Here is a 22,686-nt window from a genome sequence, read left to right on the forward strand (position 1 = left end):
AGGGACGCGAACATCTCTCGCAGCAATTCACTCTGAACGTTCAGTGTGTTCAAGCCACTCGGCCTATTAGTACCGGTCGACTCCACACGTTACCGCGCTTCCATCTCCGGCCTATCAACCCGGTCGTCTACCGGGGGCCTTACACCCCTTTAACAGGGTGGGAGAACTCATCTCGAGGAAGGCTTCCCGCTTAGATGCTTTCAGCGGTTATCCCGACCGAACGTAGCCAACCAGCCGTGCCCCTGGCGGGACAACTGGCACACCAGAGGTTCGTCCGTCCCGGTCCTCTCGTACTAGGGACAGACCCTCACAATTCTCCTACGCGCACAGCGGATAGGGACCGAACTGTCTCGCGACGTTCTAAACCCAGCTCGCGTGCCGCTTTAATGGGCGAACAGCCCAACCCTTGGGACCTACTCCAGCCCCAGGATGCGACGAGCCGACATCGAGGTGCCAAACCATCCCGTCGATATGGACTCTTGGGGAAGATCAGCCTGTTATCCCCGGGGTACCTTTTAGCCGTTGAGCGACACCACTTCCACACGTAGGTGCCGGATCACTAGGCCCTGCTTTCGCACCTGCTCGACACGTCCGTCTCACAGTCAAGCTCCCTTGTGCCCTTGCACTCGCCACCTGATTGCCAACCAGGCTGAGGGAACCTTTGGGCGCCTCCGTTACATTTTGGGAGGCAACCGCCCCAGTTAAACTACCCACCAGGCACTGTCCCCCACCCGGATACACGGGTGCGGGTTAGACGCTCAAAACGACCAGAGTGGTATTTCACCAACGACTCCACCCAAACTGGCGTCTGGGCTTCACAGTCTCCCACCTATCCTACACAAGACGCTCCAAGCGCCAATGCCAAGCTATAGTGAAGGTCCCGGGGTCTTTCCGTCCTGCTGCGCGAAACGAGCATCTTTACTCGTACTGCAATTTCGCCGGGCCTGTGGTTGAGACAGCGGGGAAGTCGTTACGCCATTCGTGCAGGTCGGAACTTACCCGACAAGGAATTTCGCTACCTTAGGATGGTTATAGTTACCACCGCCGTTTACCGGCGCTTAGATTCTCAGCTTCGAAGGAACAAGTCCCCCTAACCGGTCCTCTTAACGTTCCGGCACCGGGCAGGCGTCAGTCCGTATACAGCGTCTTACGACTTCGCACGGACCTGTGTTTTTAGTAAACAGTCGCTTCCCCCTGGCCTCTGCGACCCCACCCAGCTCAGACAGCAAATGCCATCACCAGGCAAGGTCCCCCTTCTCCCAAAGTTACGGGGGCAATTTGCCGAGTTCCTTAACCACAGTTCACCCGATCGCCTTGGTATTCTCTACCTGACCACCTGAGTCGGTTTGGGGTACGGGCCGCCGGTACACTCGCTAGAGGCTTTTCTCGGCAGCATGGGATCACTCACTTCACCTAAAACGGCTCGGCATCAGCTCTCAGGATACGTGAGAGACGGATTTACCTATCTCTCTCCCTACAGCCTTACCCCGGGACAACCATCGCCCGGGCTGAGCTACCCTCCTGCGTCACCCCATCACTCACCTACTACCCCCTCGGGCCCCACGCTCCCCACCCAACAGACCCGAAGGCCCAAAGGATGGTTCAGGTGGTTAGCATCAGAGGATTCAGCGTTGGCGCATACCAGCGGGTACGGGAATATCAACCCGTTGTCCATCGACTACGCCTGTCGGCCTCGCCTTAGGTCCCGACTTACCCTGGGCGGATTAGCCTGCCCCAGGAACCCTTGGTCATCCGGCGCACACGTTTCTCACGTGTGATTCGCTACTCATGCCTGCATTCTCACTCCCGCACCCTCCACCCCTGGGTCACCCCGAGGCTTCACCGGATACAGGACGCTCCCCTACCCATCAACACATACGTGTCAATGCCACGGCTTCGGCGGTGTGCTTGAGCCCCGCTACATTGTCGGCGCGGAATCACTTGACCAGTGAGCTATTACGCACTCTTTCAAGGGTGGCTGCTTCTAAGCCAACCTCCTGGTTGTCACAGCAACTCCACATCCTTTCCCACTTAGCACACGCTTAGGGGCCTTAGCCGATGATCTGGGCTGTTTCCCTCTCGACTACGAAGCTTATCCCCCGCAGTCTCACTGCCGCGCTCTCACTTACCGGCATTCGGAGTTTGGCTGACGTCAGTAACCTGGTAGGGCCCATCAGCCATCCAGTAGCTCTACCTCCGGCAAGAAACACGCGACGCTGCACCTAAATGCATTTCGGGGAGAACCAGCTATCACGGAGTTTGATTGGCCTTTCACCCCTAACCACAGGTCATCCCCCAGGTTTTCAACCCTGGTGGGTTCGGGCCTCCACACCGTCTTACCGGCGCTTCACCCTGCCCATGGCTAGATCACTCCGCTTCGGGTCTACAGCATGCGACTAAAAACGCCCTATTCAGACTCGCTTTCGCTACGGCTACCCGACACCGGTTAACCTCGCCACACACCATAACTCGCAGGCTCATTCTTCAAAAGGCACGCCATCACCAACAACAAGGAACAAGTCCCTCACTGAGGAGGCTCTGACGGCTTGTAGGCACACGGTTTCAGGTACTATTTCACGACCCCTCACCGGGGCACTTTTCACCTTTCCCTCACGGTACTGGTCCGCTATCGGTCATCAGGAAGTATTCAGCCTTACCACGTGGTCGTGGCAGATTCACACGGGATTTCACGGGCCCCGTGCTACTCGGGAACACACCCAGAAGCCACTCGAATTTCGTCTACCGGACTCTCACCGTCTACGGTCGGCCATCCCAAGCCATTCGACTATCCCAGCGGTTTATAACTCCTCGGCCCAGCGGCAGCTGGACCAGGGTGGTCCCACAACCCCGCACACGCAACGCCTGCCGGCTATCACACGCGCACGGTTTAGGCTCCTCCGCTTTCGCTCACCACTACTCACGGAATCACTATTGTTTTCTCTTCCTGCGGGTACTGAGATGTTTCACTTCCCCGCGTTCCCACCAACCTGCCTATACATTCAGCAGGCGGCGACACCCCATGACGGGTGCCAGGTTTCCCCATTCGGAAATCCCCGGATCAAAGTCTGGTTGCCGACTCCCCGAGGCATATCGCAGGCTCCCACGTCCTTCATCGGCTCCTGATGCCAAGGCATCCACCGTATGCCCTTAAAAACTTGAACACACAAAACGATCAGAACAAATCGCAGATAAACAACAAAACCCACAAGGACCGAAATCCCTGCGAGTCTCATCATCTACCAGAGATGCTCGCGTCCACTGTGCAGTTCTCAAAAAACAACCGGGCCCACCAAAACCACACCACCCGAAGATGATGCGGTCCTGGTCCCGTAGTCCGAGGTCACCCGAGCTCGCGCCCGTTCCCTCAGGACCCAACAGCGTGTCCAACCCACCACCTGCCTGAAACCAACGTTCCCACTCCCCGCAGCCGAAACTGCAGGTCGGTACTAGCCGGCTCACACACGCAGTGAGCTGAGTAACCAGTGCTCCACATCTATGAGCAGCCACCTGACGAACATGCGCCGTCACTGGTGGCCACCGACCACGGTCCCTCTCACGAGGCGACCCCGGCCAGTTGATGCTCCTTAGAAAGGAGGTGATCCAGCCGCACCTTCCGGTACGGCTACCTTGTTACGACTTCGTCCCAATCGCCGGCCCCACCTTCGACCGCTCCCCCCACAAAGTGGTTGGGCCACGGGCTTCGGGTGTTGCCGACTTTCGTGACGTGACGGGCGGTGTGTACAAGGCCCGGGAACGTATTCACCGCAGCGTTGCTGATCTGCGATTACTAGCGACTCCGACTTCACGAAGTCGAGTTGCAGACTTCGATCCGAACTGAGACCGGCTTTAAGGGATTCGCTCCACCTCACGGTATCGCAGCCCTCTGTACCGGCCATTGTAGCATGTTTGCAGCCCAAGACATAAGGGGCATGATGACTTGACGTCATCCCCACCTTCCTCCGAGTTGACCCCGGCGGTCTCCCATGAGTCCCCACCCGAAGTGCTGGCAACATGGAACGAGGGTTGCGCTCGTTGCGGGACTTAACCCAACATCTCACGACACGAGCTGACGACAGCCATGCACCACCTGTCACCGGCCCAAAAAGGACCCACCATCTCTGATGGTTTTCCGGCAATGTCAAGCCTTGGTAAGGTTCTTCGCGTTGCGTCGAATTAAGCAACATGCTCCGCCGCTTGTGCGGGCCCCCGTCAATTCCTTTGAGTTTTAGCCTTGCGGCCGTACTCCCCAGGCGGGGCGCTTAATGCGTTAGCTGCGGCGCGGAATCCGTGGAAGGACCCCACACCTAGCGCCCAACGTTTACGGCGTGGACTACCAGGGTATCTAATCCTGTTCGCTCCCCACGCTTTCGCTCCTCAGCGTCAGTACAGGCCCAGAGAACCGCCTTCGCCACCGGTGTTCCTCCCGATATCTGCGCATTTCACCGCTACACCGGGAATTCCATTCTCCCCTACCTGCCTCTAGTCTGCCCGTATCCACCGCAGACCCACGGTTAAGCCGTGGGCTTTCACGACAGACGCGACAAACCGCCTACGAGCTCTTTACGCCCAATAATTCCGGACAACGCTTGCGCCCTACGTATTACCGCGGCTGCTGGCACGTAGTTAGCCGGCGCTTCTTCTGCAGGTACCGTCACGTTAGCTTCGTCCCTGCTGAAAGAGGTTTACAACCCGAAGGCCGTCATCCCTCACGCGGCGTCGCTGCGTCAGGCTTCCGCCCATTGCGCAATATTCCCCACTGCTGCCTCCCGTAGGAGTCTGGGCCGTGTCTCAGTCCCAGTGTGACCGGTCGCCCTCTCAGGCCGGTTACCCGTCGTCGCCTTGGTAGGCCATCACCCCACCAACAAGCTGATAGGCCGCGAGCCCATCCCCAACCGAAAAACTTTCCACCACCCGATCATGCGATCAGCGGTTACATCCGGTATTAGACCCAGTTTCCCGGGCTTATCCCAAAGTCAGGGGCAGGTTGCTCACGTGTTACTCACCCGTTCGCCGCTCGAGTACCCCCGAAGGGGCCTTTCCGCTCGACTTGCATGTGTTAAGCACGCCGCCAGCGTTCGTCCTGAGCCAGGATCAAACTCTCCATCAAGGTCACACGACCAACCAGGGGGCGAACCCCGACCGGCCAAACCTCAGGAAACAATCCCAGCATCACCATCCCCCACAAAGAGGGACAGCATTGCCTCAAAGAAATCCCCACCACCCCACACAGTGAAGTGGCACGGGGCGACCCGGTCATTGAAGACCGAGCCGATAAAGGCACTGGCTTTTAACACGCTGTTGAGTTCTCAAGAAACGGACACCCACCGCGCCGGACCCCGCTCCCGCGGTCCCCGGCTCCGGGGCAACCCTGCTAACTTACCAGATCCATCTCCGGTGTCAAGCCGATCTGCGAAGATCTTTTTGACGAGTCGAAGGTGATCCAGTCCCCCACGCGACGACACGACCAAGTCGAAGACTCAGAAAGATCGCTCCGTGGGAGGCGCCCTGCGGGCCGGCCACCTTGCGGCGTCCTGCATCCCGTCTGGCTTGTCCTTCAAGAGTACCTCGGTGCGCAGAGCCCTGCGAACCGTTTTCCTCTGTCGGTGTCCCCTGGGGCCGTCCGCCTGTCGGCGTCCCGCATCCCCTTGGGGCACCACAGAGATTAGGCAGCCCCGGGAGGTCCGTCAAATCGGGCCCGGCCACCTGTTCACCCGTCCATCGAAACCCCCAGGTCACGCACTGTTCAAGTCGGCGGCGTCACCAACGCGTCAGCGTCACGTCAGCGTTCGCGCACCGGTGTCCGCGTGATGTCAGCGCCGTCGCCCACGGTGGTGACCGTCACAACGAAGGAATTACGGGAGGCACCCAGATGGACGATGTGATCCGCGCGGAGGGGCTGCGGAAAAGGTTCGGTGACACGAAGGCGCTGGACGGTGTGGACATCACGGCTCGCCGGGGCACGGTGCTCGGGGTCCTCGGGCCGAACGGAGCGGGCAAGACCACCGCGGTGCGCGTACTGGCGACACTGCTGAAGCCGGACGCCGGACATGCCGAGGTGGGCGGGTACGACGTGGTCAAGGACGCGGTGCGCGTCCGGGCGAAGATCGGGCTGACCGGACAGTACGCGTCGGTGGACGAGGAGCTGACCGGCTTCGAGAACCTCGTGATGATCGCCCGGCTGCTGGACTTCGGCCGCGCGGAGGCGAAGGCTCGGGCACGGCAGTTGCTCGACCGGTTCCGGCTCACCGACGCGGGGGCACGCGCCGTGAAGACGTACTCGGGCGGGATGCGCCGCCGGCTGGACCTGGCGGCGAGCCTGATCAACCACCCGGAGATCATTTTCCTGGACGAGCCGACGACCGGGCTGGACCCGCGGGCGCGCAACGAGGTCTGGGACACGGTCCGGGAGATCGTCGCCGAGGGGGCGACGGTGCTGCTGACCACGCAGTACCTGGAGGAGGCCGACGCGCTCGCCGACCGGATCGCGGTGTTCGACCACGGGCGGGTCATCGCGGAGGGCACCTCCGACGACCTGAAGGGGCGGATCGGGCGGCAGACGCTGGTGGTCCGGGCGGCCGAGCCGTTCCGCCTTGCGCAGCTCACCGCGATCGTCGCGGAGCTGACCGGGGAGCCTCCGGAGGTCCAGAAGGCCGCGGGCCTCGTCTCGGCGCCCGTCAACGATCCGCGCCTGCTGTCGGCTCTGGTGCGGCGGCTGGACGAGGCGTCCATCGTGGCGGCCGAGCTGGCGTTGCGGATGCCGAGCCTGGACGAGGTGTTCCTCACGCTGACAGGCCATCACGCCGAAGAGCCCGCGTCCGAGCTCGTTTCCGAGGGGAGCCTGGCATGACCGCCATCACCGTTGACAGCCGTCCGTCCGCCGCCGAGCCGCCCGCGCGCATCAGCGTGAGGAGGACGGTGCGGCACGGTCTGACGCTGGCGTGGCGCAACGTCGCCCAGTTGAAGCACTCGCCGGAGAAGCTGCTGGACACGACGCTGATGCCGATCGTGTTCCTGCTGCTGTTCCTGTACGTGTTCGGCGGCGCGGTGGCCGGCGACACGCATTCCTACCTGCAGCAGCTGCTTCCGGGGCTCGTCGCGCAGATGGCGATGTTCGCCACGATGGGGCTCGGGACGGCGCTGAACGAGGACATTCACAAGGGCGTGTTCGACCGGTTCCGGAGCCTGCCGATCGCTCGTTCCGCACCGCTGCTCGGGACGGTCCTCGGGGACACGGTCCGGTTCATCACCGTGATGACGGTGCTCGTGGGGTTCGGGTCGGTCCTCGGGTTCCGCTTCCACACCGATCCGCTGTCGGTGCTCGCGGCGTTCGCGCTGGCGTACGTGTTCTACCTGGCGGTCTGCTGGATCTCCGTGCTCGTGGGGCTGGTCGCGCCGACGCCCGAGACGGTGCAGGGGCTCGCGTTCATCTGGGTGATGCCGCTGACGTTCGGCAGCAGCATCCTCGTGCCGGACACGTCCACGATGCCGGGATGGCTGGAGGCGTGGACGAAGGTCAACCCGGTCACGCACCTGGCGGAGTCGGTGCGCGCGCTGACCGTCGGCGGCCCGATCGGGAACCACGCCTGGTACACGCTCGCCTGGGCGGCGGGCATCGTCGTCGTCACGTTCCCGCTGGCCATGCGCATGTACTCGCGGAGGGCCTGACGTCCGGCCTCGTATCCGAACGCGCGTCGCCCCGAAGAATCCGTCTTCGGGGCGGCGCGCGTTTCCGGCGCCGACCGCACCGGCCGAGACGCGGAGGCCCTCAGAGGGAGGTGACCAGCCCGTCCGCCTCGTCGAAGACGTCGTCCCGGGTGATCTGGCGCCCCCGCTCGTACGCGGCGGCGAACGCCTCCTCTCCGAGGACGCCTCTGACGAGCGACAGCGTCCGGCAGACCTCGTAGCTCGCCGCGTCGCGGTAGCCGCGCAGGTTGTGGGCCGTGCCCAGCAGCTCGGCGGCGCGCACGTGCCTCCCCCGCGCGGCGGCATACGCGGCGAGGCCGTCGATGAGGGCCGCCACGGTCGGGTTCCCCATGAGCGCGTCGTTCGGCAGATCGCGCAGCGCCTGGACGTGCCGGCGCTTCGCGGCCTCCAGGTCGCCGTCCTCCTCCGCCAGGCACCCGAGGCGGCTGAACATCCTGCGGGCGGTCTGCGCGAAGTCGGGGCGGTGCCCGCGCGACTCGACCCACGTGCACGCGCGGTCGGCATGGGTGTGGGCGGTCTCGCGGTCGCCTTCCAGCAGCGCCATCTCGCACAGCATGAGGGAGGAGTTCGCGGCGTCGGCGAACTCGCCGATGCGCTCGGACTGCACCATGGCGCGTTCGAGGTCGGCTCGGGCGCGCGCGACCTCGCCTCGGCGGGCGCGCGCCCACGCGAGCTGGGCGAGCAGCGCGGAGCCCTGCTCGGGGCTGACGCCGCCCGTGGCGTAGCCGTAGGCCTCCTCGCCGAGGCGGACCGCCTCCGCCAGGTCGCCGCGCGCCATGGCGGTCTGCATCATCCCGCTCAGTCCGACGATCATTCCGAACCGGTCGCCCAGCTCGCGGAACCGCGCGTAGCCGTCGGCGGCCTGCTCGGCGGCGTCGTCGATCTCGCCGTGGTTGATCCCCACGTGCGCGAGGATGACGCGGACGACGGCCCGCACCCACGGGTCGGCGTGGTCGCGGATGCGGCCGAGGCTCTGCCTGACCTCCTCCATGTCCCCGCCGAACATCCTGGCCCCCGTTTCGGCGAGGGCGAGCAGAGGATGCATGGGCGCCGCGGACACCACGGCCACCGCGTCGCTCATGGCCCGGCGCAGCGACTCCTGTGTGGGCCCCGACTCCTTGGTCATCTCGCTCACCAGGGCGGCGGCGACCACGCTGATCGCGTACTGCTCCTCCAGGCCGGGAGGCGCGGCGCCGCCCGCCATGTCGCGGACGACGACCGTCCAGCCGCCCGATTCCCGCTCCATGTCGCGCAGGACCCAGAACCACACCAGCCCGGCCACGAGCCGCAGCGCCGCCTCGACGTCGCCGATCTCGGTGACGTGCCGGAACACGACGGTGAAGTTCTCGCGTTCGGCGGCCAGCCGGGCGGACCAGACCAGCTGGTCGCGGCGGCGCAGCTCCGGCTCGGCGCGCTCGGCGAACTCGATCATGTAGGCGGCGTGCGCGTCGCGGACGCGGCGGGTCTCGCCGGCCTCCTCCAGCCGCTCCCCCGCGTAGACGCGGACGGTCTCCAGCAGCCGGTAGCGGACGTCGGTGTCGCCGTCGGCCATCACCAGCGACTTGTCGATGAGCGCGGCGATCACGTCGATGACGTCCTGCGGGTCGGGCGCGTCCGGCGCGTCGAGCCCGCACACCCGGACGGCGGCGTCCGGTGTGGCGCCGCCGGCGAACACCGCGAGGCGGCGCAGGACGGCGCGCTCCCCCTCGTCCAGCAGATCCCAGCTCCAGTCGACGACGGCGCGCAGGGTCCGGTGCCGGGGCAGGGCGGTGCGGCTGCCGCCGGTCAGCAGCCGGAACCGGTCGCCGAGGCGGGCCGCGACCTGGCCGGGGGTGAGGGAGCGCAGCCGGGCGGCGGCCAGCTCGATCGCGAGCGGGATGCCGTCGAGCGCGCGGCAGATCGCGACGACGTCGGCGACGCTGCCGGCGTCCACGGCGAAGCCGGGGCGGACGGCGGCGGCGCGGTCGGCGAACAGCCGCACCGAGGCGTAGCCGAGGGCGTCGGCCGGGTCGACGGCGTCCTCGGCCGGCAGCGGGAGGGACGGCACCGGGCACAGCGACTCGCCGGTGATGCCGAGCGGTTCGCGGCTGGTCGCGAGGACGCGGACGCCGTCGGCGTGCGCGACGACGTGGTCGACGAGCCGCGCGACGGCGTCGATGAGGTGCTCGCAGTTGTCGAGGACGAGCACGCTCCGCTTGGTGGCGAGGAAGTCGGTGAGCCGTTCGAGGGGCCGCACGACCACGCGGGTCTCGGTGGGGCGGACGCTCTCGGGGACCGCCAGTGCCGACAGCACCGCCTGCACGACATCGCCCGGGTCGCTGACGGGGGCGAGCGGGACGAACCACACGCCGTCCGGCATCTCCTCGATAAGCGCGGCGGCGCTCTCCCCGGCCAGCCGCGTCTTGCCGGCGCCGCCGGGGCCGGTGAGGGTGACCAGGCGGGTCTCGCGGAGCAGCTTGCCGACCCGCTGCGACTCCTCCTCCCGGCCGACGAAGCTGGTGAGCTGCGCGGGCAGGTTGGTGCGCGCGGGCCGCGGGACGGCGGGGGGCGGCGCCGGTTCGGGCGGCGGGACGGTCGTCTCGCGCCGGAGGATCGACAGGTGCACGGCGGCCAGTTCCGGGGACGGGTCGACGCCGAGCCGGTCGGCGAGGGCGCGCCGCGTCTCCTCGTACACCTCCAGGGCGTCGGCCTGGCGCCCCGCCGCGTACAGGGCGCGCATCAGCTGGCCGCGCAGGCGCTCGCGCAGCGGGTTCGCGGCGGCGAGGGGCTCCAGTTCGGCGACCGGCGGGGCGGGGAGCCCGGCGGCGATCTCGGCGTCGACCCGGTCCTCCACGGCGGCGAGCCGCAGTTCCTCCAGCCGCGCGATGGTCGGGTAGGCGAAGTCGGCGTCGGCGACGTCGGCGAGGGCGGGGCCGCGCCACAGCGCGAGCGCCGCGCGCAGGCCGTCCGCCCGCGCGCAGGGGTCCTCCTCGGCGCGGGCGGCGGCGACGCCGCGCTCGAACGCGACCGCGTCGATCTCGCCGGGGTCGATCCCGAGCCGGTAGCCCGCCGGGCCGTGCTCGACCATGTCCCGCCCGGCGACGCCGCGCAGCCGGGACACAAGCGCCTGGAGCGCGTTCCCACCGGGCGGGGCGCCCTCCCACAGATCGTCCAGCAGCCGCTCGGCCGACACGGGGCGGCCCGCCTCGGCCGCCAGCCGCACGAGGAGGGCTCGCAGCCTGCGGCCCGCGACCTCGACGGGCCGCGCGGCCCCGTCCCGCACGTCGAGCGGTCCCAGGATGCCGATGCGCACGCGTGCCCCCTTCCCGGGTGCCATTGTCCCCGATGTGTGGATCTCACGGGCCGGGTATGGGTTCCCCATGCCCAGAGCACAGATCAAGGACGAGAAGAAGTACCAGAAGCTGCGTGAGAAGGGCGAGAGCAAGGAGAAGGCGGCACGGATCGCCAACGCCTCCGCGGCTCAGGGAGAGAAGAAGATCGGCCGCAAGGGCGGCAAGAGCCCCTCCTACGACGAGTGGACGAAGGACGAGCTGCTCAAGCGCGCCCGCGAGATCGGCGTCGAGGGCCGCTCCTCGATGAACAAGTCGGAACTGGTGAAGGCGCTGCGCGACCACTAGACGGGATCTTCGCGCCGAGCCGAACGTCGCGGAGTTCCGGGCACCCGCCGAGGGCAGCGAGTCCTGCCTGTTCGCCCCCCACAGAAGGAGAGCCCATGAACGCGGTCGTCGACACCGCGCGCAGGCAGAAGGAGGAGTACGCCGCCGGGGAGGACCGGCCGCTCGGCTCGTATCTCGGCACGCTCGCCGTCTACGCCCTCACCACGGGGACGCTGGCCCTGCTCGGCCGCCGCCTCCGCGACGGCGCCCCGGCGATCGGCCTCGCCGATCTGGCGCTGATGACGGTCACGACGCACAAGGCGTCCCGGCTGATCACGAAGGACCCGGTGACCAGTCCGCTGCGCGCCCCGTTCACCCGCTACTCGGGGACGGCCGGCCCGGCCGAGCTGTCGGAGGAGGTGCGCGGCAAGGGCGTCCGGCACGCCGTCGGGGAGCTGATCACCTGCCCCTTCTGCACCTCCCAGTGGGTCGCGACCGCCTACGCGGCGGGCCTGGTGTTCGCTCCGGACGCGACGCGGCTCGCCGGCGCCACGATGACCGCGGTCGCCGGGTCGGACTGGCTGCAGCTCGCCTACGCGCGGCTCCAGAAGTCCGCCGAAGGCTGACGCCCCAACGACGTTTGTCACAGATGCGGGGGGTACGGCGAACCCATGGATCTGGCATTCCTCAAAACGCTGTACCAGAAGCCGGGACCGTACGCGTCGGTGTACGCCGACCTCACCCGCACCACGGAGGACGCGTCCAAGGCCGCGGAGCTGCGGTGGCGGGCGCTGCGCTCGGAACTGGAGGCTCAGAGCACACCGGACGCCACGCTCCGCGCGGTCGAAGAGACCGTCCAGGAGGACATGGCGCTGCGCCGCTCCGAAGGCATCGTGATCTTCGCGGCGGACGGCGCGGTGGTGCACAGCGAACGCCTCCCGGGCCCGCCCCGCAGCACGCGCGCCACCCTCGCCCCGCTCCCCGACGTCCTGCCCTACCTCGTCGAGCGCGGCGAGAGGTTCCCGCACCTGCTGGCGGTCGTCGACCGGCGCGGCGGCGCGATCGAGTGCGTCACCGCCGACGGGAAGCGCGAGCGCATCGAGGTGGACGGGGACGAGGAGTACCCCATCCGCAAGGTCAAGGCGGGCGACTGGAACCAGTCCCGCTTCCAGCGCTCCGCGGAGAACGTCTGGAAGCTCAACGCCAAGAAGGTCGCCCACGAGATCGACAGGGCCGCGGAACGCTGCGGCGCCGAGGCCGTCGTGATCGCCGGTGACACCCGCGCCCGGACGGCCGTCCTGGAGGAGATCTCGGAACACGTCCTGGAGCACACCGTCGAGGCCGACAAGAACACCACGGTCGACGACCCGGACCTCGACGCCGAACTGCGCCGCCTGCTGCGGCTGAAGTCCACCGAGCGCATCATGACCGTGGCGGAGCGCTTCGACCGGGAACTCGCGAACGGCCAGCGCGCCGTCTCCGGACTGGACGCGACGACGGAGGCCGTGCGCCAGGCCCGGGTGGAGACGCTCCTGCTGGCGGACGAACCGGACTCGCGGGGCCGGCTGTGGGTCGGCCCCGACCCGTCCCAGATCGCCACGACCGCCGAGCAGCTGCGTGAGGAGTTCGGCGTGGGCGACCCCCGCGAGGACCGCGCCGACGCCGCCCTGGTGAGAGCGGCCGCCGCGACCGACGGCGAGCTGGTCGTCCTGCCCTCGGACGGCCCGGCCCCGACGCTGCACGTGGGCGCCGTCCTGCGCTTCACCGCCTGAGAAACGAGAAGGAGTGGCGCTCTCGGCGACCACTCCTGAATCGTTCGTGGAGCTATGGGGATTCGAACCCCAGACCTCCTCCATGCCATGGAGGCGCGCTACCAACTGCGCCATAGCCCCTCGCGAGGAAAAGCTTAGTGCACGCTGGGAGCGGTTGGGACGCGTCGGCCGCGGAGGGTCGCCCCTCCGCGGCCGGCGCGCGGGTCAGGGCTTCTTCGAGGTGTAGACGTACCAGCGGTCGTTGACCGTCGGGACTTGGACGGTGAGGCTTTTGAGCCACTCGACCGAGCCGAGAGACTTGTCCCGCTCGACCTTCTTGCCGTTCTCGTCGGTGTACTCGGTGTGGACCTCGTTGGTGTACTGGTCCTTATGCTCCTTCTGCTGCTGCGCGACGGAGCACAGAGTCCGGCCCAGGTCGGGCTGGTTCGGGAGCAGCTTGAAGTAGGACAGCACGTCGAGCGCCTTGGCGCAGTCGTCGACCTGGTACTCGGGCGGCGGAGCCGCATGCGCGGGAACGGTCGCCGCCGTGACGGACGCCCCCGCGACCGCCGCGGCCAGCAGCAGCCTCTTCCCGGTGAACCGGCTTCTCATGGGGTCAACCCTCATCTCGATCATGCATCGCCACGTGGGGCCTTCCGCATGATCAACACGGTGAAGCGCGAGGGGCCAAAGGTAGCCGCCGTCATGGTGAAGGCTTTGCGGTCATCTCCACCCGAGGCGTTCGCCGACCTCGTCGGGCGCGTAGCCCCGCTGCCCGCCGTCGCCGATCCACACGATCCCGTCGGCCTGCGCGACGGTCCCGACGGCATGCTCCTGCGGCATCCGCGGTTGGATCGCCAGCCGCACCTCGGCGCCGGGATCGAACCGTCGCAGCTCGTCGATGAGATCACCCACGGTGACCTCGCGCTTCGCCCCCCTGCGGTGTCTTCCCATACCCCGCATGAAACCATCCCTCCACCCGCGCAGAGGCCAACCCGCAGACCCCCAAGCCCCGAGCCGGAAAGGAGCCAGGACCAAAGCCCCCGAACAAGCCACACCAACCCACAGATGACCGAAAACCTGCCCCGACAGGGGCAAGGGCGCATCCCCAACAAACGGGCGGAGCCCACTTCAGCAAGCCTCACCCATCCCGCAGGTGATCAAAAACCTGACCCGCCAGGGGGCAAGGGGCGAAGCCCCCAAGCGGGCGGAGCCCGTTACAGCAAGCCTCACCCATCCCGCAGGTGATCAGAGACCTGACCCGGGAGGGGGGCAAGGGGCGCAGCCCCAACAAACGGGCGGAGCCTGCTTCAGTAAGCGTCACCAGTCCCGCAGGTGATCAGAGACCTGAGCCGGGAGGGGGCGTGGGGGCGGAGCCCCCACATCGGGGGTCTGGGGGTCGCCCCCCAGGCAGACATGAAGAAGGGAGTCCCGGCCCACGCTTTTCCGTGGGCACAGTCCTCCCAACTCCGTTCGTGGAGCTATGGGGATTCGAACCCCAGACCTCCTCCATGCCATGGAGGCGCGCTACCAACTGCGCCATAGCCCCGCCGCCGCGTGGACTTGCATCCCGCGGCGCCCAGCCAGTGTATAGGACGGCCGGGCCTGGTCTCGAATCGTTTGGGTCAGGCGCCGGCGTCGGGGCGGTCGTCACTGAGGAGGGGTTCGGGGAGGGTGCCGGCGTTGTGCTCGACGAGGCGCCAGCCGCCGTTCCGCATCTCGGTGATGACGGACCAGCAGCAGTTGGACAGGCCGCCGAGCCGTTCCCAGGTCTCTTCGGGGAGGCCGAGGAGGTGGGACATGCCGAGGCGGAGCGCGGCGCCGTGGGAGGCGACGACGAGCTGGCCGGTGGGCGGCAGGTCGTCGAGGGCGCGTTCGAGCGCGGCGCCGACCCGTTTGGCGACCTGGGCGCTGGTCTCGCCGCCGGGCGGCTGCCAGGCGGCGTGCTCGGCGGGGTAGCGCTCGCGGATCTCGTTGGAGGTGAGGCCCTCCCAGGCGCCGCCGTCGCGTTCGATGAGGTCCCGGTCGTAGTGGACGGGCAGTCCGGTGATCTCGGCGAGGGCCTGGGCGGTGTCGGCGGCGCGGCGCAGCGGCGAGGAGAGCAGCGCGGTGGGGCGGAGGCCGGCGAGGAGCCGGGCGGCGCGCTGGGCCTGGGCGACGCCCGTCTCGTCGAGAGGGATGTCGGTCTTGCCTTGGAAGCGGCGCTCGACGTTCCACGCGGTCTGGCCGTGCCGCCAGAGGACGAGGCGACGTCTGCCCGGTTCGCGGGCCGGGCGGGCGTCACTCACTCGGGCTCCCGACGGCGCGGGTGCGCTGGGCCTGGTGAGCGGTGACGCTTTCCGGCATGGCGATGATGGGGCAGTCTTTCCAGAGCCGCTCGAGGGCGTAGAACATGCGGTCCTCCTCGTGCTGGATGTGGACGATGATGTCCGCGTAGTCCAGCAGGACCCAGCGGCCCTCGCGCTCGCCCTCGCGGCGGACGGGCTTGGCCTCGGCCTCGTCGCGCAGGCGCTTTTCGACCTCGTCCACGATGGCGCGGACCTGGCGGTCGTTGGGGGCCGAGCAGAGCAGGAACGCGTCGGTGATGACGAGCTGCTCGCTCACGTCGTAGGCAAGAATGTCGTCGGCCAGCTTGTCGCCCGCCGCCTCGGCGGCGATCCGGACGAGCTGCGCCGCCCTCTCGGATGCGGTCACGGTGCGCTCGCGATCCTCCCTGTAGGGGTCGTCTCCACTCCACCTTCTCACGTGCGGCGGACGATCGACCTCTTTGTTGTTGTTCGACCGCAATGGCGGATGCGGCCCCGCTCTCCGTCCAGAATATGTGGCCGCGGCACCGCGTCAGGCGGCACCGCGTCAGGCGGCACCGCGTCAGGCGGCGCCGCGTCAGGCGGCGCCGCGGTAGAGGCTCCGCTTGTTGATGTACTGGACGATCCCGTCCGGGACGAGGTACCAGATGGGTTCGCCGCTGCCGACCCGCTCCCGGCACTCGGTGGAGGAGATGGACAGCGCGGGCACCTCCATGAGGGAGACGCGCCCGTCGGGCAGCCCGGGGTCGGCGAGCCGGTGGCCGGGGCGGGTGACACCGACGAAGTGGGCGAGTTCGAACAGCTCGTCGGTGTCGTGCCAGGTGAGCATCTTCTCCAGCGCGTCCGCGCCGGTGATGAAGAACAGGTCGGTGTCCGGGCCCTGGATCTCGCGCATGTCACGGAGCGTGTCGACGGTGTAGGTGGCGCCGGGCCGGTCGATGTCGACGCGGCTGACGGAGAAGCGCGGGTTCGACGCGGTGGCGATGACGGCCATGAGGTAGCGGTCCTCGGCGGCGGCGACCTTGGCCCCCTCCTTGTGGGCCGAGATGCCGGTGGGCACGAACACGACCTCGTCCAGGGAGTAGAAGTGCGCGACCTCGCTGGCGGCCACGAGGTGCCCGTGGTGGATCGGGTCGAAGGTGCCGCCCATGATCCCCATGCGCCGCTTTTGCGTCATGGCGACGACAATAGCCAGCCGATCGGCGTCCGGAACGTCCGCCCCCGGCGGCTCAGGCCAGGCCGGGCAATGGCGGGTCGCCGTCCTCCCAGGTCACGACGCGGACGGCCTTGCCCACCTCCACCCTCGGCACGGTGCCCTCGGGCAGGACCGCGACCTCGGCGGTGAGGCCGAGCGTCTCGTACAGGGCGTGGACGAGGGCGGCCGTCGGGTCGCCGGAGAGGGCCTCGCAGGCGACGATGAGCCGCGCGGTGGGGCTGCGCCGGTCCACGACGAGCTGGTAGTGCGGCCGGACGAGCCCGGAGCCGAGCAGGACCCGCTCGACCTCGCTCGGATACACGTTCACGCCCCGGACGACGATCATGTCGTCGGCACGGCCGAGGATCTTGCTCATCCGCACCAGGGTCCGTCCGCAGGCGCATTCACCGCGGGTGAGGGACGCGATGTCACCCGTCCGGTAGCGCAGCAGCGGCAGCGCCTGCTTGGTGGGGGTGGTGAAGACGAGTTCGCCGGGCGTCCCGTCCTCGACGGGGACACCGGTGGCGGGGTCGACGGCCTCGACGATGAAGTGGTCCTCGTTGACGTGCAGGCCGTCCTGCTCCAGGCACTCGGTGGCCACCCCGGGCCCGATGATCTCCGACAGCCCGTAGACGTCCATCGCCTTGATCGGCAGGACGTCCTCGATGGCCGTGCGCAGTTCCTCCGACCACGGCTCGGCGCCGAAGAGCCCCGCGGTGAGCGAGGTCGCGTCGATCCCGGCCTCGGCGACGGCCTCCCCCAGCCGCAGCGCGTACGCGGGGGTGCAGGTGAGGATGTCGGGGCGGAGGTCGGCGAGCATGCGCACCTGCCGGTCGGTCATGCCGCCCGACATCGGCACCACGGTCGCGCCGAGCGCCACGGCCCCCTGGTGGATGCCGATCCCGCCGGTGAACAGCCCGTATCCGTAGGCGTTGTGGACGATGCTCCCCGGCGACGCCCCGGCGCACGACAGCGAGCGCGCGCACATCGCCGCCCACAGGTCGAGGTCGGCCTTGGTGTACGCCACGAGCGTCGGGCGCCCCCGCGTCCCGCTGGACCCGTGCACGGCGGCGACCTGGTCGCGGGGCACGGCGAGCATCTCGAACGGGTAGTGGTCCCAGAGGTCCTGCTTGGTGGTGAACGGAAGGTCCCGCAGCCCCGCGAGCGTCACGTCGGCGCCGCGTCCGACCCCGGCCTCCTTGAGCCGCCGCCCCTGCACGCCGCCGGCCGCCAGGAGCCGGTCGACCAGCCCCCACACCCGGTGCCGCTGCAGGGCGGCGCGCTCGTCGAGGGACATCGCCTCGGCCTTCGGGTCGAACATGGCTGCCTCCCGGGCGCGGCCAGAGCCGGACGCGGCTCCCGCGGCGGGGAACCCTGCGGCACGGTGGATCGTCGGAACTACCATGCCAGACTTGGCTTCTCCCCTGTTGGAAGGAATGTCCCGCTTCGTCGCCGATCGCCCGCTCGGAAAGAAGACTCCCGTTGAGGTCTGACATCGGCTCCACCGGCGTTTCGCCCCTCCGCAGACCCGGCGGCGAGGACGTCACGGGCCGCATCGGTGGTCACCGGTCGGCGATCCTCCACCCCTTCCGGCGGCGGGCGCGACCACACGAAGCGCGGCGGTTCCATCAGGGCGGCCAAGGCCAGGCGGCCCTCGTCGCAGGTCAAGGGCCGACCGCCCCGGTGTGCCCGGATGCGCGCTTCCAAGGCCATGTTGTAGACCAGACGGACACAACCGAACGTGCGGCTCAGGTGCTCGGCCTGTTCCAAGATCGGGTAGAAGCGGTACCGGAAGGACCGGCGGACACAGTGCGTCACGCCGCAGGCACCATTCGAACACGTCGGCGAGGGTCGGGGACACGTACGAACCCGTCGCCCCGGACCTCTCCGGGGCGTGGCACCGCCTCACGCCCGCCTGTCGACCAGGCTCTGCACCCTCCAGGAGGTCGGACATGACGGAGAACACACCGGATCGAGCACGTACGCGGTTCCCAGGGATCAGTTCCCGGGCCTACGAACACCCGGCGGACCGATCGGCGCTCGTGGCGCTGCGCTCGCTCTCCGGGTTCGACGTCGTGCTGCGCAAGCTGTCGGGGCTGGTCAACGAGCGGTCCCTGCGGCTGATGTTCCTCGGCGGGACGGTGCGCGTCGGCGAGGACCAGTTCCGCCACATCTACGACATGGTCCGCGATGCCTCCTACATCCTGGACATGCCGGAAGTTCCCGAGCTCTACGTGCGGCAGGACCCGACGCCGAACGCGATGGCGCTCGGGTCCGACCATCCGTTCATCGTGCTGAACACCGGACTGATCGACCTGCTGGACGAGGAGGAGCTGCGCTTCGTCGTCGGACACGAGGTCGGGCACATCCTGTCCGGCCACGCGGTGTACCAGACGATGATGCAGATCCTGCTGCAGCTCGGGGCGCGGCTGGCGTGGCTGCCGCTCGGCAACGTCGGGATCGCGGCGATCATCATCGGGCTGCGCGAGTGGTTCCGTAAGGCGGAGCTGTCGTCGGACCGTGCCGGGCTGCTCGTCGGGCAGGACCTCGACGCGGCCAAGCGGGTGAACATGAAGCTCGCGGGCGGGACGCGGCTCGGCGAGATGAGCAGCGAGGCGTTCCTGCAGCAGGCGCGCGAGTACGACGCGGCCGGCGACGTGCGGGACGGGCTGCTGAAGTTCATGAACCTGCTCGGGCAGTCGCACCCGTTCGCGGTGATCCGGTTCGCCGAGATCGAGCAGTGGGCGGGCAGCGGCGCGTACGAGCGCATCCTGGCCGGGGACTACGCGCGCCGGGAGGACGACGGCAACGCGTCGGTCCGCGACGGGATCAAGGAGGCCGCCCAGTCGTACCGCGAGTCGTGGGAGCGGACGGCCGACCCGTTCGTGGGCAAGGTCCGCGACATGGCCGACGCGGCGGCCGGCGCGGCCGGCGGGCTGTTCGACCGCTTCACCCGGCGCGACAACGGGCCCACGTCCGGCAACTGACCGGGCACCGAGCCGGGGCCGCCGCGACACGGACGCGGCGGCCCTTCGCGGTTCCTCAGAAGGGGGCCGGAACCAGGAGCTCGACGTTGCGGTCGGCGGCCTCGCCGCGGCGGTCCTCCTCGCGGTCCTGCCAGTCGTTGCCCGCCAGTTCGCGGGACAGCGACGCCAGCCTCACCGGGTCGGTGAGGCGGCCGCCATGGGAGGCGGGCCCGGCGGAGTCGAGGATCGTCGCGAACACCGAGAGGGTGCCGTCGCCGTTGTCGGCCAGCTCCACGATGCGGCTCTGCTGCGGGAAGTCGATGTGCGCGGCCGTGTTGACCTCCCAGAAACCTCCGCCGCCCTTGCGCGCGTGCGGGATCACCTGGTTGCGGTGCGTGTGGCCGTTCACCCACAGGACGACGTTCGGGTAGCGCAGCAGAAGCGCCTCGACCTCGTCGCCGAGGACGCGGTCACCGCCGAGCGGGTTCTCCAGCGAACCGATCGGGTGGTGGCTGAACAAGACGAACAGCCGGTCCTTCACCGCGTGCTCCACGACCGAGCCGTCCGGCGCCAGGTAGCGGCCGCTACCGGCCTTGAGCTGCGACTCCAGCCACGTGAACTGCTTCCTGTCGAGCGAGCCCTCGGAGTAGCCGTTCGGGTTGACGGTGTCGAGGACGAGACCGCGCACGACGCCCTTGTCGAAGGCGTAGTAGGCCGTCCCCTCGCGCAGGTTGGCGGCGGTGAAGCCGTGGCCGTGCAGGGACGCACTGGTCCTGAAGTGTTCGGCGACGACTTCGGCACGCGACAGCATCCGGCGGTTCGGATCGGGGGTCACCGGGCGGAACAGGCCCCCCGCGCCGCCCTGCTCGCGGCTGAGGCGGACGAGTTCGGCGGCGTCGCCCCCGCTCATCATGCGGGCGAGGCGCTCGGCCTGGCCGGCGTCCGCCGGGGCGCCGATCTTGATGCCGCCGGTGGCGAGGCCGGACACCAGCGGGTTGACCGGCAGGTTGCCCTGGACGAGTCCGTCGTGGTTGCCGAACGCGGCCAGCCACGGGGCGTCGAGGCCGGTCGCCTCGAACGGGCGGCGCGCGGCGTCGATCAGGCCGTGCACACGGGGAAAGCCGTACCTGCTGCTCGGGAGGTCGGCCTCGGCGCCGGGCGGCGGGCCCTCGGGGTGCCAGAACGAGCGGTCGTAGGACGCCCAGTCCATGACGCCCTCGTAGCGGTTCGGGTCGCCGGAGTCGGGGCGGATGCGCCCGCCGTCCAGCAGGTCGATGATCCAGCGGAGCTCGTTGTACTGGACGTTGTCGGCGGCGTCGCCGGTGTTGATGGTGAAGGCGAGGCCGAGCCCGGTCGCCGGTCCTCGCCCGACCCGGTTCACCGCCTGGACCATGGCCTCGGCGACCTGCGTGGACAGGATCTCCTGCGGCCGGTAGGCGCCCTCGACCGGCAGGACGTCCAGGCCGTCCTTGAGCCGGTCGACGAACTCGACGCGGGCCGGGGACTGCGCGTCGATGATGTGGACGTCGGTGAGATGGCCGAAGGCGAGAACGCCCCGGCGGACGGCGGCCCGGCGCGCGGAGGCGGTGCCGCCGAGGTCGCGGCGCAGCAGGTGCGGCTCACCCGGGGCGGTGGTCACCTTGCGGTACCCGCCGGCGCCGGCGGCGCCGAGCAGGTAGGTCCGGTCGAGGGTGGTGCCGGCGGTGGGACCGCGCAGCGCGGGCGCCGCCGCGGCGGCGGGGCGCGCGGGGAAGGCGGCCAGTCCGGTGGTGGCGATCCCCGCGCCGAGGGCGGCGCCCTGCAGGACGCGGCGGCGGCTGTACTGACGAGTCACAATCGTGAATCAGACCACACCCGCACACGTGACATCAATGGCAAAACTGTCACAAATCCGGAGCTCAGCCGCGCACGTGCCCTTCCCCGGTCACCACGTACTTGGTGGACGTCAGCTCCGGCAGCCCCATCGGGCCGCGGGCGTGCAGCTTCTGCGTCGAGATGCCGATCTCCGCGCCGAACCCGAACTCCTCGCCGTCGGTGAAGCGCGTCGAGGCGTTCACCATCACGGCCGCCGAGTCGACCAGCGCGACGAACCGCTTCGCGGCCGGCTGGGACGTCGTGACGATCGCCTCGGTGTGCCCCGAGCCGTACCGGCGGATGTGCGCGACGGCGTCGTCGAGCGAGTCCACCACGCGGGCGGCGATGTCGAGCGAGAGGTACTCGGCGTGCCAGTCGTCCTCGGTCGCCTCCACGACGTCACCGCCGAAGGAACGGATCCGGTCGTCGCCGTGCACCGTGACACCGGCGCTCTTCAGCGCCTCAAGCGCGCGCGGGACGAACGTGTCGGCGATGTCGGCGTGCACCAGGAACGTCTCGGCGGCGTTGCACACCGAAGGGCGCTGCGTCTTGGCGTTCAGGAGGATGTCCACGGCCATGTCGACGTCGGCGGCGGCGTCCACGTACACCGCGCAGTTCCCGACGCCCGTCTCGATCACCGGGACGGTCGACTCCTCCACCACCGAGTTGATCAGCGAGGCGCCGCCGCGCGGGATCAGCACGTCCACCAGGCCGCGCGCCCGCATCAGGTGCTTCACCGACTCCCTGGACGTGCCCGGGACGAGCTGCACCGCGTCCGGCGGGACCTCCGTACCGGTCAGCGCGCCCTGCATCACCTCGACCAGCACCGTGTTGGAGGCGTACGCCGACGACGAGCCGCGCAGCATCGCCACGTTCCCGCTCTTCAGGCACAGCGCGGCGGCGTCCACGGTCACGTTCGGGCGGCCCTCGTAGATGATCCCGACGACGCCGAGCGGCACCCGCACCTGGCGCAGCTCCAGCCCGTTCGGCAGCACGTTCCCGCGGACCGTCTCCCCCACCGGGTCCGGCAGCGCGGCGACCTGCCGGACGGCGTCGGCGATCGCGGCGATCCGCGGCTCCGACAGGCTCAGCCGGTCGATCATGTACTCGGAGGTGCCGTTCCCGCGGGCCCGCGCGACATCGGACTCGTTCGCCTTGACGATCTCCGGGGCGGCGGTGACCAGGGCGTCCGCGATGCGGTGCAGCGCCGCGTCCTTCGCCGACCGCGGCAGCGGGGCCAGCCCGGCGGCCGCCTCCCTGGCGCGCCGCGCCACCCGCAGGAACTCCTCGCGCTCGTCGCTCATCAGCAGGCTC

Annotated in this window: 15 protein-coding genes, 2 tRNA genes, 2 rRNA genes and 1 pseudogene; 6 read left to right on the forward strand and 14 right to left on the reverse strand. The window is 68.7% G+C overall.

Features of this window, described 5'->3' with window-relative positions; translation table 11 throughout:
* Positions 1–45: 45 nt before the first annotated feature.
* Together BJ999_RS31430 and BJ999_RS31435 are read right to left on the reverse strand one after the other, a co-directional pair.
* Positions 46–3,161, reverse strand: a 23S ribosomal RNA gene (locus BJ999_RS31430).
* Between the two features lie 427 nt (positions 3,162–3,588).
* Positions 3,589–5,107: ribosomal RNA gene (locus tag BJ999_RS31435) — 16S ribosomal RNA — on the reverse strand.
* The 16S and 23S rRNA genes sit together here, the layout of an rRNA operon.
* A gap of 762 nt (positions 5,108–5,869) precedes the next feature.
* Between BJ999_RS31435 and BJ999_RS31440 the strand changes: the two genes are divergently transcribed.
* Both BJ999_RS31440 and BJ999_RS31445 read left to right on the forward strand, forming a co-directional pair.
* Positions 5,870–6,847, forward strand: a complete 978-nt coding sequence (locus BJ999_RS31440) for an ATP-binding cassette domain-containing protein (RefSeq protein WP_179836619.1) — start codon at positions 5,870–5,872, stop codon at positions 6,845–6,847.
* Entirely contained in the window at positions 6,844–7,665 is an 822-nt protein-coding gene (locus BJ999_RS31445) for an ABC transporter permease (protein WP_179836620.1), read from the forward strand. Before BJ999_RS31440 ends, BJ999_RS31445 begins: the two co-directional genes overlap by 4 nt.
* 100 nt (positions 7,666–7,765) lie before the next feature.
* Here BJ999_RS31445 and BJ999_RS31450 read toward each other — a convergent pair whose 3' ends face one another.
* Positions 7,766–10,996 (reverse strand): ATP-binding protein, encoded by a 3,231-nt coding sequence (locus BJ999_RS31450; protein ID WP_179836621.1) that lies wholly within the window; start codon positions 10,994–10,996, stop codon positions 7,766–7,768.
* A 67-nt stretch (positions 10,997–11,063) separates the two neighbouring features.
* On the opposite strand from BJ999_RS31450, the gene BJ999_RS31455 reads away from it, so the two are divergent.
* The 3 genes from BJ999_RS31455 to BJ999_RS31465 all read left to right on the forward strand — a co-directional run bounded on the left by BJ999_RS31455 (position 11,064) and on the right by BJ999_RS31465 (position 13,072).
* Positions 11,064–11,321 (forward strand): DUF7218 family protein, encoded by a 258-nt coding sequence (locus BJ999_RS31455; protein WP_179836622.1) that lies wholly within the window; start codon positions 11,064–11,066, stop codon positions 11,319–11,321.
* A gap of 95 nt (positions 11,322–11,416) precedes the next feature.
* A complete protein-coding gene (locus BJ999_RS31460) occupies positions 11,417–11,926 on the forward strand; it encodes a DUF1360 domain-containing protein (protein ID WP_179836623.1) in 510 nt (169 codons plus the stop codon).
* Between the two features lie 45 nt (positions 11,927–11,971).
* Positions 11,972–13,072 carry a baeRF2 domain-containing protein gene (locus tag BJ999_RS31465; RefSeq protein WP_179836624.1) on the forward strand — a complete coding sequence of 367 codons (1,101 nt, stop codon included), beginning with the start codon at positions 11,972–11,974 and terminating at the stop codon, positions 13,070–13,072.
* A gap of 47 nt (positions 13,073–13,119) precedes the next feature.
* Here BJ999_RS31465 and BJ999_RS31470 read toward each other — a convergent pair.
* The 9 genes and pseudogenes from BJ999_RS31470 to BJ999_RS41495 form a co-directional block, all read right to left on the reverse strand.
* Positions 13,120–13,192, reverse strand: a tRNA-Ala gene (locus BJ999_RS31470).
* Between the two features lie 84 nt (positions 13,193–13,276).
* Positions 13,277–13,663: a hypothetical protein gene (locus BJ999_RS31475; protein WP_179836625.1), complete on the reverse strand. Its 387-nt coding sequence runs from the start codon at positions 13,661–13,663 to the stop codon at positions 13,277–13,279.
* 111 nt (positions 13,664–13,774) lie between these two features.
* Complete coding sequence (locus tag BJ999_RS31480) at positions 13,775–14,005, reverse strand: hypothetical protein (protein ID WP_179836626.1); 231 nt, start codon at positions 14,003–14,005, stop codon at positions 13,775–13,777.
* A 522-nt stretch (positions 14,006–14,527) separates the two neighbouring features.
* Positions 14,528–14,600, reverse strand: a tRNA-Ala gene (locus BJ999_RS31485).
* A gap of 76 nt (positions 14,601–14,676) precedes the next feature.
* Complete coding sequence (locus BJ999_RS31490; protein ID WP_179836627.1) at positions 14,677–15,339, reverse strand: histidine phosphatase family protein; 663 nt, start codon at positions 15,337–15,339, stop codon at positions 14,677–14,679.
* A complete protein-coding gene (gene rsfS / locus BJ999_RS31495) occupies positions 15,332–15,745 on the reverse strand; it encodes a ribosome silencing factor (RefSeq protein ID WP_179836628.1) in 414 nt (137 codons plus the stop codon). The genes BJ999_RS31490 and rsfS overlap by 8 nt, the downstream gene beginning before the upstream one ends.
* 189 nt (positions 15,746–15,934) lie before the next feature.
* On the reverse strand, positions 15,935–16,534 hold the full coding sequence (nadD, locus tag BJ999_RS31500) for a nicotinate-nucleotide adenylyltransferase (RefSeq protein ID WP_179836629.1): 600 nt from the start codon (positions 16,532–16,534) through the stop codon (positions 15,935–15,937).
* A 52-nt stretch (positions 16,535–16,586) separates the two neighbouring features.
* Complete coding sequence (locus BJ999_RS31505; protein ID WP_218935313.1) at positions 16,587–17,873, reverse strand: phenylacetate--CoA ligase family protein; 1,287 nt, start codon at positions 17,871–17,873, stop codon at positions 16,587–16,589.
* 362 nt (positions 17,874–18,235) lie between these two features.
* A pseudogene (locus tag BJ999_RS41495) lies at positions 18,236–18,370 on the reverse strand (helix-turn-helix domain-containing protein); the annotation flags it as partial.
* 134 nt (positions 18,371–18,504) lie between these two features.
* On the opposite strand from BJ999_RS41495, the gene BJ999_RS31515 reads away from it, so the two are divergent.
* A complete protein-coding gene (locus BJ999_RS31515) occupies positions 18,505–19,539 on the forward strand; it encodes a M48 family metallopeptidase (protein WP_179836630.1) in 1,035 nt (344 codons plus the stop codon).
* Positions 19,540–19,594: 55 nt separating this feature from the next.
* On the opposite strand, the gene BJ999_RS31520 is transcribed toward BJ999_RS31515, so the two are convergent.
* Together BJ999_RS31520 and BJ999_RS31525 are read right to left on the reverse strand one after the other, a co-directional pair.
* Entirely contained in the window at positions 19,595–21,352 is a 1,758-nt protein-coding gene (locus BJ999_RS31520; RefSeq protein WP_179836631.1) for a TIGR03767 family metallophosphoesterase, read from the reverse strand.
* 64 nt (positions 21,353–21,416) lie between these two features.
* A complete protein-coding gene (locus tag BJ999_RS31525) occupies positions 21,417–22,676 on the reverse strand; it encodes a glutamate-5-semialdehyde dehydrogenase (RefSeq protein WP_179836632.1) in 1,260 nt (419 codons plus the stop codon).
* Positions 22,677–22,686 lie beyond the last annotated feature (10 nt).

Origin of the sequence: Actinomadura citrea (assembly GCF_013409045.1) — a bacterium.
GTDB classification, from domain to species: domain Bacteria; phylum Actinomycetota; class Actinomycetes; order Streptosporangiales; family Streptosporangiaceae; genus Spirillospora; species Spirillospora citrea.

Bases quoted from the DNA above. Each gene is read 5' to 3' on its own strand.
- BJ999_RS31515 (WP_179836630.1), top strand. From the start codon at position 18,505: ATGACGGAGAACACACCGGATCGAGCACGTACGCGGTTCCCAGGGATC.
- BJ999_RS31440 (WP_179836619.1), top strand. From the start codon at position 5,870: ATGGACGATGTGATCCGCGCGGAGGGGCTGCGGAAAAGGTTCGGTGAC.
- nadD (WP_179836629.1), bottom strand. From the start codon at position 16,534: ATGACGCAAAAGCGGCGCATGGGGATCATGGGCGGCACCTTCGACCCG.
- BJ999_RS31480 (WP_179836626.1), bottom strand. From the start codon at position 14,005: ATGGGAAGACACCGCAGGGGGGCGAAGCGCGAGGTCACCGTGGGTGAT.
- BJ999_RS31465 (WP_179836624.1), top strand. From the start codon at position 11,972: ATGGATCTGGCATTCCTCAAAACGCTGTACCAGAAGCCGGGACCGTAC.
- BJ999_RS31460 (WP_179836623.1), top strand. From the start codon at position 11,417: ATGAACGCGGTCGTCGACACCGCGCGCAGGCAGAAGGAGGAGTACGCC.
- BJ999_RS31505 (WP_218935313.1), bottom strand. From the start codon at position 17,873: ATGTTCGACCCGAAGGCCGAGGCGATGTCCCTCGACGAGCGCGCCGCC.
- BJ999_RS31445 (WP_179836620.1), top strand. From the start codon at position 6,844: ATGACCGCCATCACCGTTGACAGCCGTCCGTCCGCCGCCGAGCCGCCC.
- BJ999_RS31525 (WP_179836632.1), bottom strand. From the start codon at position 22,676: ATGAGCGACGAGCGCGAGGAGTTCCTGCGGGTGGCGCGGCGCGCCAGG.
- BJ999_RS31455 (WP_179836622.1), top strand. From the start codon at position 11,064: ATGCCCAGAGCACAGATCAAGGACGAGAAGAAGTACCAGAAGCTGCGT.
- BJ999_RS31475 (WP_179836625.1), bottom strand. From the start codon at position 13,663: ATGAGAAGCCGGTTCACCGGGAAGAGGCTGCTGCTGGCCGCGGCGGTC.